The 16562-nt window shown below is 66.8% G+C and carries 13 protein-coding genes, 1 tRNA gene and 1 rRNA gene; 8 read left to right on the top strand and 7 right to left on the bottom strand.

From position 1 onward, the window contains the following. Nucleotides 1-149 precede the first annotated feature (149 nt). Nucleotides 150-264, top strand: a 5S ribosomal RNA gene (gene rrf / locus HJG53_RS04890). Between the two features lie 167 nt (nt 265-431). Here the strand turns inward: rrf and HJG53_RS04885 are convergent. The 3 genes from HJG53_RS04885 to HJG53_RS04875 all read right to left on the bottom strand — a co-directional run bounded on the left by HJG53_RS04885 (nt 432) and on the right by HJG53_RS04875 (nt 6184). Further along, a complete protein-coding gene (locus HJG53_RS04885) occupies nt 432-3617 on the bottom strand; it encodes a TonB-dependent receptor (RefSeq protein WP_171128049.1) in 3186 nt (1061 codons plus the stop codon). A 285-nt stretch (nt 3618-3902) separates the two neighbouring features. Further along, on the bottom strand, nt 3903-4754 hold the full coding sequence (locus tag HJG53_RS04880; RefSeq protein ID WP_171128047.1) for a MucR family transcriptional regulator: 852 nt from the start codon (nt 4752-4754) through the stop codon (nt 3903-3905). Beyond that, complete coding sequence (locus tag HJG53_RS04875) at nt 4754-6184, bottom strand: PLP-dependent aminotransferase family protein (RefSeq protein ID WP_217352592.1); 1431 nt, start codon at nt 6182-6184, stop codon at nt 4754-4756. Before HJG53_RS04875 ends, HJG53_RS04880 begins: the two co-directional genes overlap by 1 nt. Nucleotides 6185-6377: 193 nt before the next feature. On the opposite strand from HJG53_RS04875, the gene HJG53_RS04870 reads away from it, so the two are divergent. The 4 genes from HJG53_RS04870 (at nt 6378) to HJG53_RS04855 (ending at nt 10314) form a co-directional block, all read left to right on the top strand. Next, a complete protein-coding gene (locus HJG53_RS04870) occupies nt 6378-7445 on the top strand; it encodes a sensor histidine kinase (protein WP_171128043.1) in 1068 nt (355 codons plus the stop codon). Further along, entirely contained in the window at nt 7442-8227 is a 786-nt protein-coding gene (locus HJG53_RS04865) for a LytTR family DNA-binding domain-containing protein (RefSeq protein WP_171128040.1), read from the top strand. Before HJG53_RS04870 ends, HJG53_RS04865 begins: the two co-directional genes overlap by 4 nt. A gap of 189 nt (nt 8228-8416) precedes the next feature. Then, nucleotides 8417-9751, top strand: coding sequence for a HAMP domain-containing sensor histidine kinase (locus HJG53_RS19055; protein ID WP_171128039.1), 1335 nt, complete (start codon nt 8417-8419; stop codon nt 9749-9751). After that, the gene (locus HJG53_RS04855; protein WP_171128037.1) at nt 9739-10314 is read left to right on the top strand and encodes a response regulator transcription factor; all 576 of its coding nucleotides are present in this window, start codon (nt 9739-9741) and stop codon (nt 10312-10314) included. Before HJG53_RS19055 ends, HJG53_RS04855 begins: the two co-directional genes overlap by 13 nt. Here HJG53_RS04855 and HJG53_RS04850 read toward each other — a convergent pair. The 3 genes from HJG53_RS04850 to HJG53_RS04840 form a co-directional block, all read right to left on the bottom strand. Further along, nucleotides 10311-11651 (bottom strand): cell wall metabolism sensor histidine kinase WalK, encoded by a 1341-nt coding sequence (locus tag HJG53_RS04850; protein ID WP_171128034.1) that lies wholly within the window; start codon nt 11649-11651, stop codon nt 10311-10313. The two genes, HJG53_RS04855 and HJG53_RS04850, sit on opposite strands and share 4 nt — an antisense overlap. Next, a complete protein-coding gene (locus tag HJG53_RS04845) occupies nt 11648-12370 on the bottom strand; it encodes a response regulator (protein ID WP_171128032.1) in 723 nt (240 codons plus the stop codon). Before HJG53_RS04845 ends, HJG53_RS04850 begins: the two co-directional genes overlap by 4 nt. 164 nt (nt 12371-12534) lie before the next feature. After that, the gene (locus tag HJG53_RS04840) at nt 12535-13215 is read right to left on the bottom strand and encodes a hypothetical protein (RefSeq protein WP_171128030.1); all 681 of its coding nucleotides are present in this window, start codon (nt 13213-13215) and stop codon (nt 12535-12537) included. A gap of 155 nt (nt 13216-13370) precedes the next feature. Here HJG53_RS04840 and HJG53_RS04835 point away from each other — a divergent pair, with 155 nt between their 5' ends. Both HJG53_RS04835 and HJG53_RS04830 read left to right on the top strand, forming a co-directional pair. Next, complete coding sequence (locus tag HJG53_RS04835) at nt 13371-14492, top strand: DUF47 family protein (protein ID WP_171128202.1); 1122 nt, start codon at nt 13371-13373, stop codon at nt 14490-14492. After that, entirely contained in the window at nt 14492-15490 is a 999-nt protein-coding gene (locus HJG53_RS04830; RefSeq protein WP_171128028.1) for an inorganic phosphate transporter, read from the top strand. The genes HJG53_RS04835 and HJG53_RS04830 overlap by 1 nt, the downstream gene beginning before the upstream one ends. Before the next feature lie 8 nt (nt 15491-15498). Here the strand turns inward: HJG53_RS04830 and HJG53_RS04825 are convergent. Then, nucleotides 15499-15572: transfer RNA gene (locus tag HJG53_RS04825), tRNA-Gly, on the bottom strand. 78 nt (nt 15573-15650) lie between these two features. Between HJG53_RS04825 and HJG53_RS04820 the strand changes: the two genes are divergently transcribed. Next, the gene (locus HJG53_RS04820) at nt 15651-16547 is read left to right on the top strand and encodes a haloalkane dehalogenase (protein ID WP_171128026.1); all 897 of its coding nucleotides are present in this window, start codon (nt 15651-15653) and stop codon (nt 16545-16547) included. Nucleotides 16548-16562 lie beyond the last annotated feature (15 nt).

The following is a 16562-nucleotide window of genomic DNA, read 5'->3' as shown; positions in this document are numbered from 1 at the left end:
AAGTGGATATGACCTCAGCACCTGTATGCACGGGCATCGATCAATGACTTCGCCTCCACTTTTGGCGAAGCCAATCCTCGGCCAAAGCACCATCCCTCGACATGCTCGGGAGAGCCTTTGGCCGAAATCCTTTTGCGGCGGCTCTATAGCTTGGTGGCCATAGCGTCTGTGACCCACCCGATCCCATCCCGAACTCGGACGTGAAACCAGACTGCGCCAATGGTACTATCGCTCAAGCGATGGAAGAGTAGGGCGTCGCCAGGCTTTAAAGCCGCCGCAATATCAACAAACCCATTCACGACGACAGCAAAGCGGCCCCGGAGCATCAGTTCCGGGGCCGCTTTTCCATGCGCTCAACCCGCCGGCGACCGAGGCAAAAAAAAGGGGCGGACAGCTTGCGCTGCCCGCCCCAGTTCAGCTTGCCTCTGCGATCAGAAGCGGAGGCGCGCACCCACGCGGAAGGTGCGGCCGAGCGCGTCGTAGGTCGAGGGATAGGTGTTGCCGCTGTTGAACGAGGCCGAGCCGACGTCCTGACCGGTGATCGGCGGCTTCTTGTCGAACAGGTTCGCCACGGTGAGCGTCAGCGTCAGATTGTCGCCGACCCCGATCCGCGTCGACAGATCGAAATAGTCATAGGCCTGGATGAAGTTGAAGTCGCGGTTCCCCAGGGATCCCGGCGCCGGCGCGCCGGGCAGGGCCGACTGGGTTCCCGGAATCGGGCCCGAATAGGACGGGCCGGCGCCGTTGGCGACGTCGTCCGGCTCGTGCTGCACGGCACTGATATGCCGCCACAGGAGCGACAGGTCGACATTCTCGAACGAGAGCGTCGTCCGCTGCGTCCAGCTGAACTCCGGCTGGATCGAACCGATATCCGCGGCCGTGCCGGCCCCGCCGGCGCAGTTGCCGGAGAAATAGCCGACGCATTCGCGGTTGAGGCTGAACGGCGTGGCCCGGAACTTCTGCGAGTGGGTCCAGTTGCCGGCGAAGCTGAGCGCCAGCTTCGCAAAGCCCAGATCGGTGTTGTAGTTCATCGTCAGATCGATGCCGTCGGTGGTGATCTGGCCGAGGTTCGACAGATTCAGGAACAGGCCCGGCACCGCATTCGGGTCGCCGGCGAGACCGCCGGTGATCGTGTTCCGGCGGATGACCCGGCATGCTTCCGAATTTTCTGCGCCGGCCGCCGGTGTGTAGATCGGCGCACCCTGCGGAGTGGTGCCGGTCGGCGTACCAAAGCAGGCGGTTATGCCGTCACCGGGCGTCGGTGCGGAAATGGCGTCCTTCACCTTGATGTTGTAGTAGTCGACGGAGATGGAGAACCCGGGCAGGAACTCCGGCTGGAACACCGCACCGATGGTGTAGCTGTTCGCCTTTTCGGGCCGCAGATTGACGTTGCCGCCGCCGGTCGCATTGCCCTGTCCCGCCGTGGGCACGGGAATGAAGCCGAGCTGCGCGATCGGAGCGCCTTGACCAAGGCAGATGGCGCGGAGCGTTCCGGTCGGAGCGCCGCGGATCGTGTTGCCTTCATCGTCGATTGAAGCGCACGGATCGTCGGCCAGCGCGGTCAGGCCCGTCGTCGCCGGCAGGAACAATTCGTTGATGTTCGGCGCGCGGACCGAGCGGGCATAATTGCCGCGGATCTTCAGGCTGGAGACCGGTTCCCAGCTGCCGCCCGCCTTCCAGGTGGTGGTGTTGTAGCCGGGGCTGGTCGGGGCATCCACGGTATAGTGTGAATAGCGGATGCCGCCTTCGAAGGTCAGGCTCTGGAAGAACGGCTTGTCCTGCACGATGGGGGCGATCAACTCGCCGAACGCCTCGTAGACGTCGAACCCGCCCACCACGGTCGCGGTCGGACCGCCCGAGCCGCCCAGATCGCCATTGCCCGAGAGCAGGTCGCCGCGCTGCTCGGCCGTATAGCGGCGGTATTCGCCGCCGATCGCGAAGCTGACCGCATCCTCCGCCCAAGGCAGGGAGGCACCAAAATCGCCCGAGATCGTGGCGCGCGCCTGCGCCAGCGAAGTCTTGCTTGTGGTCGAGCTGTCGGCCGACAGGAAAGCCGCCTGAGCCGCCGTGATCGCCCCCTCGGGCCCGAACGCATCGACGGGCACGCACCCGTTGGACGGGTCGAGACAGACATTGGCGCCGCTGGCGTCGCGGATCGCCCGCAGACCCTGGGTGAAGCGGGAGTTCAGCGAGTAATTGCGGATCAGCTGCCGGTTCTCGGATTCGCCATAGGAGCCGAACAGGTCGAAGTTGATCGAGTCGGTGATGCTGCCGCGCACGCCCAGACGATAATCGAAAATGGTCGTCGTGAAGCTGTTGAGGCGCGGCCCGAGCTCGGTCGTGCGCCGCGACACCTGGGTCGGGAATTCAAGATAGGTGCCGTTGCTGAACGTGCCCGTTGCCGGGTTGAAGGTCAGCGGTGTGCTCGGATCGTTCGCGGTGCGTGCCGCCTGGCACTGTGCCAGAGTCGGGCGTAGCACCCGCAGGTCGATGACATTGCCGTCCGCGTCCGTCAGCGGCGCGCGCGGGTCGAGGTCGATGTTCGACTGGCAGAATGCCAAGGCAGCCGGGGTCGGCAGCAGGGGGTTGCTGACGTTGATGTTGGCCGCGATGCCGAACGCGCCCGACGGGGCAACGATCGTGCTGACCTTGTTCTTCGAGAACAGGCCACGCGTATAGACTTCGATGCCATCGGCCAGTTCATAGTTGGCCTGACCGAAGATGTTGAAGCGCTGAAACGGCGTCTGGAAGATGTTGTAAGGATTGAAGTTGAAGTTGGGGAAAGTGGTGCCGGCGACGAGGCCGCCGGTGGTCGGGTTGACTGAGCGCGGCGTCAGGCCCGGCACGGTGAAGCGGGTGGGAACGGTCGTGCCCGAACCGGCGACGTTGCCGCTGGCGAAGTTGATGTTGTAGCGGCTGAAGGCACGGGCGCCCTGATAGACGGGGTCAGCTTCCTGATAGCCGATCGAGAAGACCGCATTGCCGCGGCTGTCGTCGAAATTGGCGCCGATGGTCGCGTCGACACGGAAGATGTTGCCGTCGCCCCGCTCGGTGATCTGCTCGGAGGCCGAGACTTCGAGGCCAGAGAAGTTCTGCTTGGTGATGAAGTTGACGACGCCCGACACAGCGTCCGCGCCGTAGGTGGTGGAGGCGCCGCCGGTCAGCACTTCGGTCCGCTCGATCAGCGCGAGCGGGATGTTGTTCAAGTCGACGCGGCCGACCTGGTTCGACGGAGCGATGCGTACGCCGTCGAGCAGCACCAGGTTACGGTTCGAACCGAGACCTCGCAGGTTGACGAAGGAAGCGCCGCCATTGCCGTTGTTCACCGCGGCGCCGGTCGACGGCACCACGCCCGGAACTTCGCGGAGCAGCTGTTCGGCGACGTTGGTCTGGCGCAGCTCGACCTCTTCCGAAGTCGTCACGTTGACCGGCGTCGAGCGCTCAAGGTTCGGGTTGGTGATGAGCGAGCCGGTGACGACGATCGTACCGTCATCGGCAGGCGCGGCGTCGGCCGTCTGCGGCGTATCTTGCGCGAAGGCGGGCGCGGCGCAAAGCGCGATGCCGGCCCCGCCGAGCGAGAGCAGCGTGCGCAGCCGCGGCTTGAATGAACTCGTCATATTTTCCCCTTTTCTTTCCTCATCTGTAGGCGGAGGATTTTCGGCCTAAGCGGCGGCCCTGCGGGCAAAAGGACCAGAGTCGCGGCGCGCATGGGTCCAGTTGCCGGAGCCATGAAGGTTACTGTGGTCGCTCGACAAAAAAACTCTCTAGAAGAAGTAGTTATGGACCGACGACCGTCATCTGATCGGGACTGCCGTCGCCATGCTGCGCGCGACAAAGTGCCGTGAATGTCGCTTTTGCGGCGCGATGTTGCAGGTCCGCCACAGTGGGGCGGGAGACGAGGTCTAGGCCGCCGCGGCGTGTCCGTTCTGGCCGCGACGGGTGCCGAAGCCGGCACTGATCGCCAGCGCCCGGCGTCGCTCGGAATAGGCGGCCGCGACCATCGGGTAATCGTCGTCGAGGCCGAAGCAGCTGCGGTAATCCGCCGGTGTCATGCCGTAACGCGCGATGTGCCGCGTCAGCGAGCGGTAGCGGCGACCGTCGATCATCGACACGATATAGTCGTCGGACGCGAGCGACTCCTCGACCGATACGGCGGGCGGGAAGCGGCCGCTGATCGCGTGCCGCGCCTGCTCGCGCGCCATCGACTGGAGCGCGGCCGGAGTCAGATAGGCGGCGATATAGATGAGCGACATGACTTCGCTCAGCTCGGCATCGGTCGGCGCAGCGACTCCGCGTCCGATGACGGCGAGCATGGCCGCGACCATCACCAGCGCGCACGTGTCGGTGTTGCGGCCACCGATGCGCTGGCGCAGCCGCGCGGTCACGAGCGTCTCGAGCTTGGCGCGAATGTCCGGCGCGGCCTTTGCATGGGCGAGTCCGGCTGCCAATCCTGGCACGGTCCACAGTGCACCGAAGCCTTGCGCGAAGGCTTGGGCGTCGCCTTTCAGGGCACTGTCCAGTGCCGCATCGAAATGCGGGCGGGCGATCGCCCAAAGCACTTCGATCGGGTCGGCGAACAGGCGGTAGAAGGTGGAGCGGGCAATACCGCATGCATCGGCAATGTCGGCGACGGAGATCTGGTGGAAGCCGCGTTCGGCCAGCAATCGGCGAAACTCGCTCTCGATGCGTGCAGCCGTGGTAAGGCGGCGGCCCTTGAGCTCTTCGGACGGAAAAACCTGTTTCGAAGCGTACATCAGCCGTCGCTTTCGCATGCAAGTGCGGGTGAGAGGATCCGGTTCAGGCGCGAGGCGCAGGCGCGCAGCTGGTCCGGCGGCGCTCCCAGCCCCAGCAAGACACGGTCGCCGTGCCGCCGGGATTCCGAGAATTGGTCGAGATCGGCACCGCCCAGCCGTTCCGCCGCCAGAGTGGCCGCGAGGATGGGTGCGCTGCCCGGCCGCACGGGCACGACAAGCTGCAAGCCGTTCCCCGAATGTCCCGGCAGGCCAATCGCTTCGCTGAGCAGCAGGCGACGCTCGGCATAGGCGGCGCGGCGCTGGCGCAGCAGGCGGGTGAAATGCCCCTCGGCGATAAAGCCCTGCAGCGCGAGCTGGGAGGCGAGGCTCGCCCGCGCGCCGATCGTCGCATGAGCCGAGCGGAGCCGCTCCGCGATCGGCATCGGGGCGACAAGATAGGCGACACACAGGCCGGGGAACAGCAGGCGGTTGAAGCTGCCGATCAGGATGGTTCGCTCGGGCTCTTCGGCGGCGAGCGGCAGGGGTGGGCCGTCGCTGCCGAACCAGAGTTCGGCATCGCGATCGTCCTCGACGATCCAGCCCCGGCTCTGCTGCGCCCATTGCCGCAGGGCAGCGCGTCGACCGGCACTCATCGCGGCGCCCGTGGGGAACTGCACCAGCGGGGTCACGCAGGCCAGCCGGGCGTCGGCGGCGTCGGTCAGCAGGTCGGTGTCGAGCCCATCACCATCGACTGGTAGGTTGCAGATTCGAGCGCCTCGGGAACGCAGCAGCTGGCGCAGCGCCGGCCGGCAGGGATCTTCCAGGACGACCCGATCGCCCGGGCGCAGCAGCGTCGCCGCGACCAGGTCCATCGCCATCGCGGCGCTGGAGACGATCAGGATCTGATCCGGCTGACAGCGAATTCCGCGCGGCGCGCAGACGAGGCGGGCGACGGTTTCGCGTAGCGTGAGGTCGCCGGCCGGATCGGCGGTGAGCAGCCGCTGCGGCTCGATCTGCGCCCAAGCCGCGGCCTGCAGCTGTTTCCAGATCTGCGCGGGGAACAGGTCGGTCGCTGGGCGCTGCAGCGCCAGCGGCGGCAGTTCGGCAGGCGCGGGGCGGCTGCGGACGGCGGCATTGTCCGGCTTGGCGGCGAGCGCGGCCGACACATAGACGCCGGAGCGGCTCCGGCTTTCCGCCCAGCCGTCGGCGATCAGCTGTTCGACGGCGAGGATGGCCGTGTTGCGCGAGACCTTCAGGTCGGCCGCAAGCGCACGTGACGAGGGCAGGCGCGTCCCCGCCGGCCACACGCCGTCGAGGATGAAGCCGCGCAAGCGCTTATAAAGCCCCTGGTAAAGTCCGCCCTGGGGGTCCGGGCGCAAATCGGCGGGCAAAAAGGCCGGAGCGCGGCCGCGCCCCGCTTCATGCATCCCGATTGCCAATCCGCTACTCACTGCCCAGGCGACCCCTCGATCGAGCTTGGGCGCGACGGTGATGCGACAATCGGGCAAACTGTAGCGGGGCTTCGACGAACGTCGTTCCGCGGCGGACGAAAACAGATGTAATTCTGCGAGTGGCGAATTGCGGCGGTCGAACGACTCTCGACAAGGCGGGCGCGGGCGCCAGAGTGCAGGGGCAATGGGGATGATGGAACAGGGACTTGCGAGCGAGCGCGCCACCGCGCGCCGGGTCATGCGCGCGGGCCTGCTGATCAGCATCGGCTATTGGACCGCGCTGCTGTGCGTGTTGAGTGCCCTGGCCGTACTCGACGGCTGGGAAATGTGGGGCACGTTCGCCGCCCGCGCCATCAACACCGTCGTCGCGGTGCTGATCTCCGCGGTCATCGCGAAGCTGGTGGTCGGCAGCCGCAAGAGCAGCTTCGCGGCCAAATGCGTGCTGGTGCTGGTGCTGACGCTGATCGGCTCGACGATCTACTTCTTCGCCACGTTCGAGATTTTCCGCCTGTTCGGCGGCAACCAGACGCCGCTCATGCTCAACGATGCGCTGCGCCTGATCTCCTATTGGTTCGCGCAGTTTCTCGGTTGGTCGGCGCTGCTGCTGGCACTGCTCTATCATCACGAGGTGCAGGATCGGGAGCGGCAGCTGTCGAGCCTGCGCGAGCAGGCCTATGGCGCGCAGATGCGGGCGCTGCGATATCAGATTAATCCGCACTTCCTGTTCAACACGCTCAATGCGCTCGCCGGCCTGATCGAGGAGCGGGAGCTCCCCAATGCGGAGCGGATGGTCTTGTCGCTCTCCGCCTTTCTGCGCTCGACGCTCGCGCTCGATCCGCTGCAGGACATCACCCTGGCGGATGAGCTGGACATCCAGGCGCGCTATCTGGAGATCGAGCGGGAGCGCTTTTCCGATCGGCTCTCCACCCGCTTCGACGTGCCGGACGATCTGCGCTGCGCGATGGTGCCGAGCCTCATTCTCCAGCCGCTCGTCGAAAATGCGGTCAAGCACGGAGTCAGTTCGCTGGATCGCTGCGTCCAGGTCAGGATCGCCGCCGAAGCGACCGACGGGACCCTTTCGGTGCATGTCGAGAATGATGCGCCACCGGAGGAGCGGCGCACCGAAGGCACGGGCGTCGGACTGCGCAACGTCGCGGAGCGACTGCGCGCGCGCTTCGGCGAGACGGGACGGCTCGTCAGCGTCAAGAGCGACGGCATCTTCCGCTCGACCGTCACGATGCCGTTGCGGTGCGCACAATGACGATCCGCGCGCTGGTCATTGATGACGAGCCGCTTGCCCGCCGGCGTCTGCAGCGTGCGCTCGCGCAGATCGATGGCGTCGAGCTCGTGGGGGAGGCGGGCAACATCCGCGAGGCGGCGGCGGCCATCGCAGCCAGTCGTCCGAACCTGCTGCTCCTCGACATCCAGATGCCGAACGGCACCGGCTTCGACCTGATCGACCGGTTAGGCGAGCCGCTGCCGGCGATCATCTTCGTGACGGCATTCGACGAATATGCCGTCGCGGCCTTCGAAGCGCGGGCGATCGACTATGTGTTGAAGCCCGTCGCGTTCGAGCGGATCGCCGAGGCAGTGGAGCGGGCGCGGCGAGCGCTCCGTGCCCACGAACAGGACCAGCGGCTCGCCGAACTGCAGGAAATCGTCGCCACCCTGCGCGCCGAGCTGGTGCGGCGCGACGAGAAGGCGCTGACCTTCTGGGTCAACTCGCGGGGTCAGTCGCACCGAATTTCGGCGAGCGATATCGTCTGGATCGAGGCGGAGCGGGACTATGCCCGCATCCATACCGAAAGCCGCTCCTGGCTTTACCACGAAAGCCTGTCGTCGCTCGCCGAGCGGCTGGACCCGCGCAGCTTCGTCCGGGTGCATCGCAGCGCGATCATCCGGCGCGACCGCATCACCGCCTATCAGCGCGGCGCCTTTGCCTCGCTGACGGCGCTCCTCGACAATGGCGCGGAGGTGCGCGTCGGGCGCACCTATGAGCGGCAAATCCGCCACGAGCTGAAGGAGCAGCAAGCGGCCGGCTGAAAGAGGGGCCTCCGCCCCCTGTCTTCCGCGAAGGCCCCTCGATCCGCGGTGGTATGGGGCAACGGGCCCCGGCGCGGAGTGCCCCCAGACCTACCCGGCCGACGCGAAAAAGCCCATTAGGCCGAATGGCCTAGGCTCTGCTTGACAGGTGCATCCGCCCTCCGGGATAGCAGGCGCGGGGAGACCGGCGTGAAGGCGGCGCATCGCGAACAGATCCTCGTCAACGAGGTTCGCACGGAACTGAAGGGAAGCTTCGTCGCCTGCCTGGTGCTGGCGTCGGTGACCGGTTGGCTCGCCCATGAATTCTGGATGTTGTCGGGCGAATGGGGCTTCCGCCTGTGGCTTGGCAGCCTGACACTGTTCCTGACCGGCTGGCTAATCGCGTGGCTGCGCTTCGTGCTGCGGCCGCCGACCGACGCGGCGATCCTGACCCATTGGATTCCAGCCGCCAAAGGCGGGATGCTGCTCTGCAATCTGGCGACGGCCGCAAGCGTCTGGGTGTTCCTGCCGGTCGCGGAACCGGAACTCCGGTCGCTGATGATTTCGCTCTATGCCTGGTTCCTGATCATCCAGTTCGCCGCCGCGACCGAGGCCACGCAGGTGCTGGTCAGCGCCACCTTGCTGGTGCTGGGCTCGCTCGTCGCCTGGCTGCTGGTGGCGCGACCGCCTTACTATCTGCCGCTCGCCTGTTTTCTGCCGATGTTCGGCGCCACGCTGATCGGCGTTCGACGCTTCGTACGACAGGCGGTCGTCGCGGCGACGGCGGCCCGGCTGGAGACGGAAGAAGCCCGCGCCGAACTGGCGCTCGCGCTTGCCGCCGTGGCGCGGGAGCGGGACGCAAAGACCCACTTCATCCGCGCCGCCAGCCACGATCTCCAGCAGCCGCTGCAGGCCGCTGCTCTGTTTCTCGACCGGATCAAGCCGGGTGCCAAGGCGGCGGAGCAGGCGCCGCCGGTGGGCGGCCTGCGTCAGGCGCTCACCGCCGCCCGCGCGCTCGTCACGGCGATGCTCGAGCATCTGAAACTCGAAGGGGGAGTCATTCGCCCTCGGCTCGAGCAGGTGAGCGCCGGCGCCGTCTTCGATCGCGTTCTGCTGACGCAGGGGCCGGCTGCGGCAGCGGCTGGCGTGCGGATTCGGCAGGTCGGGCAGAGCCTCAGCGTGACCGCCGATCCCGCGCTGCTCGCCCGCGCGCTGGAAAATCTGTTGGCCAACGCGCTCCGCCACTCGGGCGGGGAGCGGGTGTTGCTCGGCTGCCGGCGCGAGGCGCAGGGTGTTCGCTTCTGGGTGATCGACGACGGCAAGGGGCTGGGTGCGGGCGACGAGACTCGGATCTTCAGCCCGTTCGAACAGGGCGCTCATGTCGGAAGCTCGGGGGGCTTCGGCCTTGGTCTTGCCTCCACGCGCGGCCTGGTGGCGCTGATGGATGGTCAGTGTGGCGTCGGGCCGCGGACGCGCGGAGCGGCCTTCTACATCACCCTCCCGGTGGGCGTGGTCGCCGAAGAGGAACTGCGTTGCGCTGCCTGATCGGCGACGATCACCCGTTGATGCGGCAGGCCCTGGCGGCAACGGTCACCGGCCGATGGCCGGCCATGATTGTCGAGCAGGCAGCAAGCTTTCCCGAAGTCTGGGCGGCCGCGGCGAAGGCGCCGGAAGTCTGCCTGGTCGATCTCGCCATGCCGGGCGCGGAACCCGTTGAAGGTGTCGCCCGGGTGCGCGAGATCGCGCCCGAGACGGTCATTCTGGTCGTGACCGGACTGACCGACCCTGCGCTGCTCGCCAAGGTGCGAGAATGTGGCGTCACCGCAATCCTGTCCAAGACCTTCGAGGCCGAGGAACTGCTGGCGCCAATCCAGGCGGCGCTCGGCCTGCCGGGGGGCGAGGAGACGCCGAGCCTCACCGAGCGGCAACGCGACGTGCTCCGCCTGATGGGCGCCGGCCTGACCAACAAGGAGATCGGCCTGCGCCTCGGGATCGCGCCGGCGACCGTGAAGATCCACGTCTCTCGCATCATCACCCTGATGGGCGCGGTGAACCGCACCGACGCGGTTTTCCGGGCCGAAAAGCGCGGCCTGGTCGACCGGCGCTAAAGTGGCAGGCGCATTGTCGCGCGCAGGCCGCCCTCCCCGCGATTGGCGAGGATCAGCGTGCCGCCATGCGCGTCCACGATCGCGCGAGCGAGAGCGAGGCCGAGGCCCGTTCCGCCGGTGTCGCGGCTGCGCGATGCTTCGAGGCGGGTGAACGCTTCGAACATGCGCTCGATCTCTTCGGGTGGGATGCCCGGTCCATCGTCGTCCACCTCGACGAGCGCATCGCCGCCATCCGGGCGCACGCGCACCCGCGCGCACGAGCCATATTTCAGGGCGTTCTCGATGAGGTTCCGAAGCGCGCGCTTGATCAGATTGGGCCGCATCGGGACGGTCAGCCGATCCGCCTCCTCGACCGTGACGTCCGCGCCCAGATCCTCGAACTCTTCGACGACGCTGTCGATCAGGGCGGGGAGATCGACCCGCTGCTCAGGCTCGCTCGGGCGGCCGAGCCGGGCGAGCGACAGGATGTCGTCGAGCGTGCGGTTCATGTCGTCGATGGTCGTCGCCATCCGCGCGCGCTCGGCATCGTCTTCGACCAGCTCGGTCCGCACGCGGAGCGAAGCGAGCGGGGTGCGAAGGTCGTGGCCGATCGCGCCCAGCATCCGGTCCTTCTCGTCCAGCATGGCGGTGATCCGCGTCCGCATCGTGTTGAAGGCGGCGATCAGCCGGCGAATATCGGCCGGGCCTTGTTCCTCGATCGGTTGCGGCGCGCTGCGACGGTCGAAGCGCTCGGCGGCGTGGCGCAGTTCGGCGAGCGGGCGGGCGAGGCGACCGCCGACCCACAAGACCGTCAGCAGCACGAAGCCGTAGAGCACAAAGGTCTGGAAGATCAGCCAGCCGAACACGCCCGGGTTGAGCGGCGGCAGCGGGGCGGCGGTGGTGATCCAGCGCCCCGACTGTATCTCCGCCGAAACGACGATCACCCGCCGCTGCAGCACGGCCGCCTTGCGCAGCAGCCGCCCCTGTCCGTCGACCTGGACCTGGAACTCGCGGGCGGGCACTTCCGCGGCCTTGATCGCGCCGACATGGATGCCGACCTGCGCCAGCATCTCGCGCGCATAGCCGACGAGTTCCGGCTTCAGCTTCATGCCGGTGGTGATTGGGCTGGTATTGGTGGCGAGCGAGCCACGCATCATCTCCGGCGTGGTCTGGCCGGTCCGCGTCCGTTGCACCGCTTCGGCGAGCCGGGCGACCGCCAGCGTGGCCGTCTGTCCGTAATTTTGCCGCTCTGTCGCCTGCAGCAGCAGCGCGAAGTTAACGGCCTGGGCGACCCCGAGCGCCAGCGCCACCAGCAGGGCAAGCTGCGCGCCGAGGCTCTTGGGCCAGAACCGCTTCAAAGGCGCGTCACGTCGGCGGCCAGCGTATAGCCGCCCCCCCACACCGTCTTGATCAGCGCCGGATTCTTAGGGTCGGCTTCGATCTTGCGCCGCAGCCGGCTGATGTGATTGTCGATCGCGCGATCGAAGGCATGTGCTTCACGGCCATAGGCAAGATCGAGCAACTGGTCGCGGCTGAGCACCTGGTGCGGGTGTGTCGCAAAGGCGAGCATCAGGTTGAATTCGCCGGTGGACAGCGGGACCGACACCCCGTCCGGGTCGACCAGGCCGCGCTCCCCGGCCTTCAGCACCCAGCCGGAAAAGGCATAGCTGCCGGTCTCCGGCGCGCGTTGCTTCACGCCGCCGCCGCGGCCCATCCGGCGCAAGACGACCTTGATGCGAGCAATGAGCTCGCGCGGGCTGAACGGTTTCACGACATAATCGTCCGCGCCCATTTCGAGGCCGACGATCCGATCCGTCTCCTCCGCCATGGCGGTGAGCAGGATGACGGGCAGGTCGGAGGTTTCGCGAATATGGCGGCAGAGGCTGAGCCCGTCTTCGCCCGGCATCATGACGTCGAGGATGACGAGGTCTATGGCATAGCCGTGCAGCCGCTCGCGGGCCTGGCCTGCGTCCCCCGCCTGGGTCACCCGAAAGCCGTTGCGGGTGAGATAGGTCGCGAGCGGCTCGCGGATCGAGCGCTCGTCATCGACCAGCAGGATGTGCGGCTTATCGTCCAAACCCAAACTCCGCGCCCAATCTCATCCGCCCATGCGAAAACGGGCGAGGCCCGTAAAGGCCCCGCCCGTGCTCTTCCCGACGGCCGCGCCACAGGGGGAGGGCGCGGGCGGCCGGAGGAGCATCCGGGCAAGCTGCGTAGCCGGGACGATCCTGTGCCCGGTCCTTATCTATCCGACCCGTCGCCCGTTTTTGTCAGCCGGGCAAAGATATTGTCGCGATCTGTCGCATCGTTCGGCCAGCACGCGACCAGCTGCCCTGCGGCGATCGAGACGAGATCCTGCAGGCGCTCGACTGCGGTGCGGATCAGAAGGGCGATGCGCATCCCATGATCCGGCAGATGGGCCGCGTCGATGAGAAGCTCCATCAGCGCGTCGCACATCAGCTGAGCAGATTCGTCGGGCATAGCGCTGCGGCGGGCGGCGTCGAAGCTCTGGGCGAAGAAGGCGAGGTCGAGGCGGCGGTCGGCGCCATCGAGACCGGCCGCAAAGCCGCAGATAAGTTCGAGGCCCCCGTTGATTGCAGCGAAGCGTTCGCGGCCCGGGCGTTCCGAGGCGCAGGCCCGCTCGATGCCTGTCGCCACGAACGCGAGGCTCGCGAGTGCCACGCGGTCCGAAACCGGCCGGCGCCAGAAGGGGAACAGGTCGGCGAGCGCTACCACCGCAAACTCCTGCGCAGCGGCGAGCATGATGGCAGCCGCGGTCTGTGCGGCGTCGCTGCCGTGCGGCAGCTTGCCCAGGTCCTGCGGCTCAAGGCAGTAGAGCGTGTCGAAGAACTCGGTCGTCTCGCGAGCGTTCCCGGGAACAATGAACCGCCCCCGCCCCGCGCCGACCTCCATCATGCTCATGCAACCGCACTCCTTAACGCGTGTTGCAGATGGATAACGGCGCAGTGGCTAAGATTTGATTGCCGCTGGGGATGAACCGCTCACGGCGCTTGCGACGAATGTTTCCAGTTTGTTACAGCGACTGAACTCAACGGCTAACATATTGGACCGCCGACATTCGCCAGATCGCTGCCCTGCCATACCGCACCGGGACCTCAGCCGTCGACGCGGCCGTGTCCGTCCTGCTGGTGACGTCCCGCCAGACCCGTCGCTGGGTCCTGCCCAAGGGCAACCTCGTCGAAGGATTGAGCGCGCATGACTCCGCCGCGCACGAGGCGCTGGAAGAAGCGGGCGTGCGCGGCGGCGCTTGCCCCGCCTCGATCGGCAGCTACCGCTACCGCAAGCGCAAGCGGACTGGCGCATCCGTAATGGTCGATGTAGAGGTCTTCCCGATTGCTGTCACCGAAGAGCTGGACGAGTGGGACGAGGACGACGAGCGCGAACGGCGCTGGTTCCCGTTGCGCGAGGCGGCGGACGCGGTGCAGGAGCCAGCGCTCAAGGAGATCATTCGATCCTTTCGCGCGTTGGACGTAGCGGCGCCGCGATCGTTCGGGCTGGCGCCGGCGGCGATCGGTCAGAAGACGAGGCAGGGCATGTTTCACTGGTTCCAGACGCTGATGCCGAAACAGGGGAATTTCTTCGCCCTGTTCGAAGCGCATGGCGCGACCCTGCTCGCGGGCAGCGATGCGCTGGTGCGCCTGCTCCAGGGCGGCGCCGGCATGCCCGATCACATCCGCGAGATCGAAGAGCGGGAGCATGAGGCGGACGAGATCATCCGCGAGGTGCTCCAGACCGTCCGCCGCACCTTCCTGACGCCGTTCGATCGCTCGGCGATCATCAGCCTGATCGGATCGATGGACGACGCCATCGACCAGATGCAGCAGACCGCCGGCGCGGTCAGCCTGTATGAGGTCAAGGAGTTCGACAACGAAATGCGCGACATGGCGGCGATCATCGTCGATTGCGCGCGTGTCACCGCCGAAGCTTTGCCGCTGCTGCGCGACATCAAGCCGAACGCGGCTCGGCTGCATCAACTGACCGAGCGGCTGGTCCGGCTCGAGGGCCAGGCGGACGACATCCACGCGGCAGGCCTTAAGCGGCTCTACAAGGAAAAGGGCGCCGACGACCCGCTCTGCTTCGTCGTCAATCGCGAGATCTACAGCCATCTCGAACGCGTGGTCGACCGGTTCGAGGACGTCGCGAACGAGATTGACGGGCTGGTGATCGACCACGCCTGATGACGACCATCGCTCTGCCGCTGCTGATCGGACTGATCGCGCTGGCGCTCGCCTTCGATTTCCTCAATGGCCTGCATGACGCGGCGAACTCGATCGCGACCGTCGTGTCGACGCGGCTGCTGTCGCCTGTGCACGCGGTGCTGTTCGCCGCCTTCTTCAACTTCGCGGCCTATTTTATCTTCGGGCTGAAGGTCGCGGAGACGATCGGCAAGGGGATCATCGACAAGGACATCGTCGATCCGCAGGTGATCTTCGGCGCGCTGGTTGGCGCCATGTTCTGGAACGTGCTCACTTGGGTGAAGGGCATTCCGTCATCGTCCAGCCATGCGCTGATCGGTGGATTGATCGGCGCAGGGCTGACCAAGGCCGGCTTCGACGGCATCGTCTGGTCAGGCGTGGTGAAGACGGCGTCGGCGATCGTGCTGTCGCCGACCATCGGCCTGCTCGTGTCGATGCTGATCATGCTGATCACTTCCTGGCTGTTCTTTCGCGCCGCGGCCCAGCGTGCCGAAGGCGTGTTCAAGAAGCTGCATCTGCTGTCCTCGGCCGCCTATTCGCTCGGCCATGGCGCCAACGACGCCCAGAAGACGATGGGTATCATCACGGTGCTGCTTTATTCGCAAGGCATGCTGGGCGGCGAGTTCCACGTGCCCGGCTGGGTGGTGCTGAGCTGCTATACCGCGATCGCGCTCGGTACCTTGTCGGGCGGATGGAAGATCATCGAGACGATGGGCACGCGGATCACCAAGCTGTCCCACCACCAGGGCTTCAGCGCCTCGGCGGGCGGGTCGATCATGCTGTTCGCGGCCACCGCCTTCGGCATTCCCGTTTCGACCACCCACACCATCACCGGGTGCGTGGTAGGCGTCGGCGCAGCGCGGCGCGCTTCGGCGGTGCGCTGGGGCGTGGCGGGTCGGATCGTGATCGCGTGGCTGATCACCATCCCGGCATCGGCCGCCGTCGGCGCGCTCTTCTACGCCCTCACGCGCCTGTTCTGACGAAGGGCTGGAGCGGGTAACGGGAATCGAACCCGTGTATTCAGCTTGGAAGGCTGCTGCACTACCATTGTGCTATACCCGCACCAGCCCCGCGCGACTGCCACGTGGACGGCGCGCTCGTCAACCGGCATATCGGCGCGATGCGACACGGGAGCGGCCGATGATCGAAGCATTGCGCACGCCGGACGAACGGTTCGAAGGGCTGCCCGGCTATCCCTTTGCGCCTCATTATCGCGAGGACCTGCCTGGCTATGAAGGGCTCCGCATTCACTATCTCGACGAGGGCCGGAGCGATGGCCCTGTCTTCCTTTGCCTGCACGGTCAGCCCAGTTGGTCCTATCTCTACCGCAAGATGCTGCCGGTATTCGCCGAAGTCGGCCGCGTCATCGCGCCAGACCTGTTTGGCTTTGGCCGGTCGGACAAGCCGGTCGACGATCAGGTCTATACGTTCGATTTCCACCGCGGTGCACTGCTGGCGCTGGTCGAGGCGCTCGATCTGAGGCGCGTCACTCTGGTGTGCCAGGATTGGGGCGGGCTGCTGGGACTGACCCTGCCGATGGCGGCGCCGGAGCGTTACGAGCGGCTGATCGTGATGAATACGGGCTTTGCGACCGGCGACCGTCCGCTCGGTCCCGGCTTCGAGGCGTGGAAGGCTTATAACCGCTCGCAGCCCGATCTCGATATCCAGGCGCTGATGCAGCGGGCGACGCCGATCCTGAGCGACGCCGAAGCCGCAGCCTATGCCGCACCTTATCCCGACATGCGGTACAAGGCCGGGGTGCGCCGCTTCCCCGAGCTCGTGCCGGATCGGCTGGATGCTTCGGGTGCCGAAATCTCGCGCCAGGCACGCGACTGGTGGAGCAGAGACTGGCAGGGCCAGAGCTTCATGGCCGTCGGTGGCGCCGATCCGGTCATCTCGGTCGACGCCATGCAGGGCGTCCGCCGCTACATCCGTGGCTGCCCCGAGCCGATGATCGTCCCCGAAGCGGGGCATTTCGTGCAGGAATGGGGCGCGCCGATCGCGCGCGCGGCGCTTGCCGCCTTCGCCGCGGCATGATGACCGGGCGCGTCC

It is taken from the genome of Sphingomonas sp. ID1715, assembly GCF_013044515.1.
Classification (GTDB): Bacteria; Pseudomonadota; Alphaproteobacteria; order Sphingomonadales; family Sphingomonadaceae; genus Sphingomonas_B.
Note: the sequence above shows the minus strand (reverse complement) of the source record. Positions and strands in the feature narration are given on the sequence as shown.

What these genes read in the sequence shown, in the direction of transcription:
- HJG53_RS04885 (WP_171128049.1), bottom strand. Translation starts at nt 3,617, where the DNA reads ATGACGAGTTCATTCAAGCCGCGGCTGCGCACGCTGCTCTCGCTCGGC.
- HJG53_RS04880 (WP_171128047.1), bottom strand. Translation starts at nt 4,754, where the DNA reads ATGTACGCTTCGAAACAGGTTTTTCCGTCCGAAGAGCTCAAGGGCCGC.
- HJG53_RS04870 (WP_171128043.1), top strand. Translation starts at nt 6,378, where the DNA reads ATGGAACAGGGACTTGCGAGCGAGCGCGCCACCGCGCGCCGGGTCATG.
- HJG53_RS04865 (WP_171128040.1), top strand. Translation starts at nt 7,442, where the DNA reads ATGACGATCCGCGCGCTGGTCATTGATGACGAGCCGCTTGCCCGCCGG.
- HJG53_RS04840 (WP_171128030.1), bottom strand. Translation starts at nt 13,215, where the DNA reads ATGAGCATGATGGAGGTCGGCGCGGGGCGGGGGCGGTTCATTGTTCCC.
- HJG53_RS04830 (WP_171128028.1), top strand. Translation starts at nt 14,492, where the DNA reads ATGACGACCATCGCTCTGCCGCTGCTGATCGGACTGATCGCGCTGGCG.
- HJG53_RS04820 (WP_171128026.1), top strand. Translation starts at nt 15,651, where the DNA reads ATGATCGAAGCATTGCGCACGCCGGACGAACGGTTCGAAGGGCTGCCC.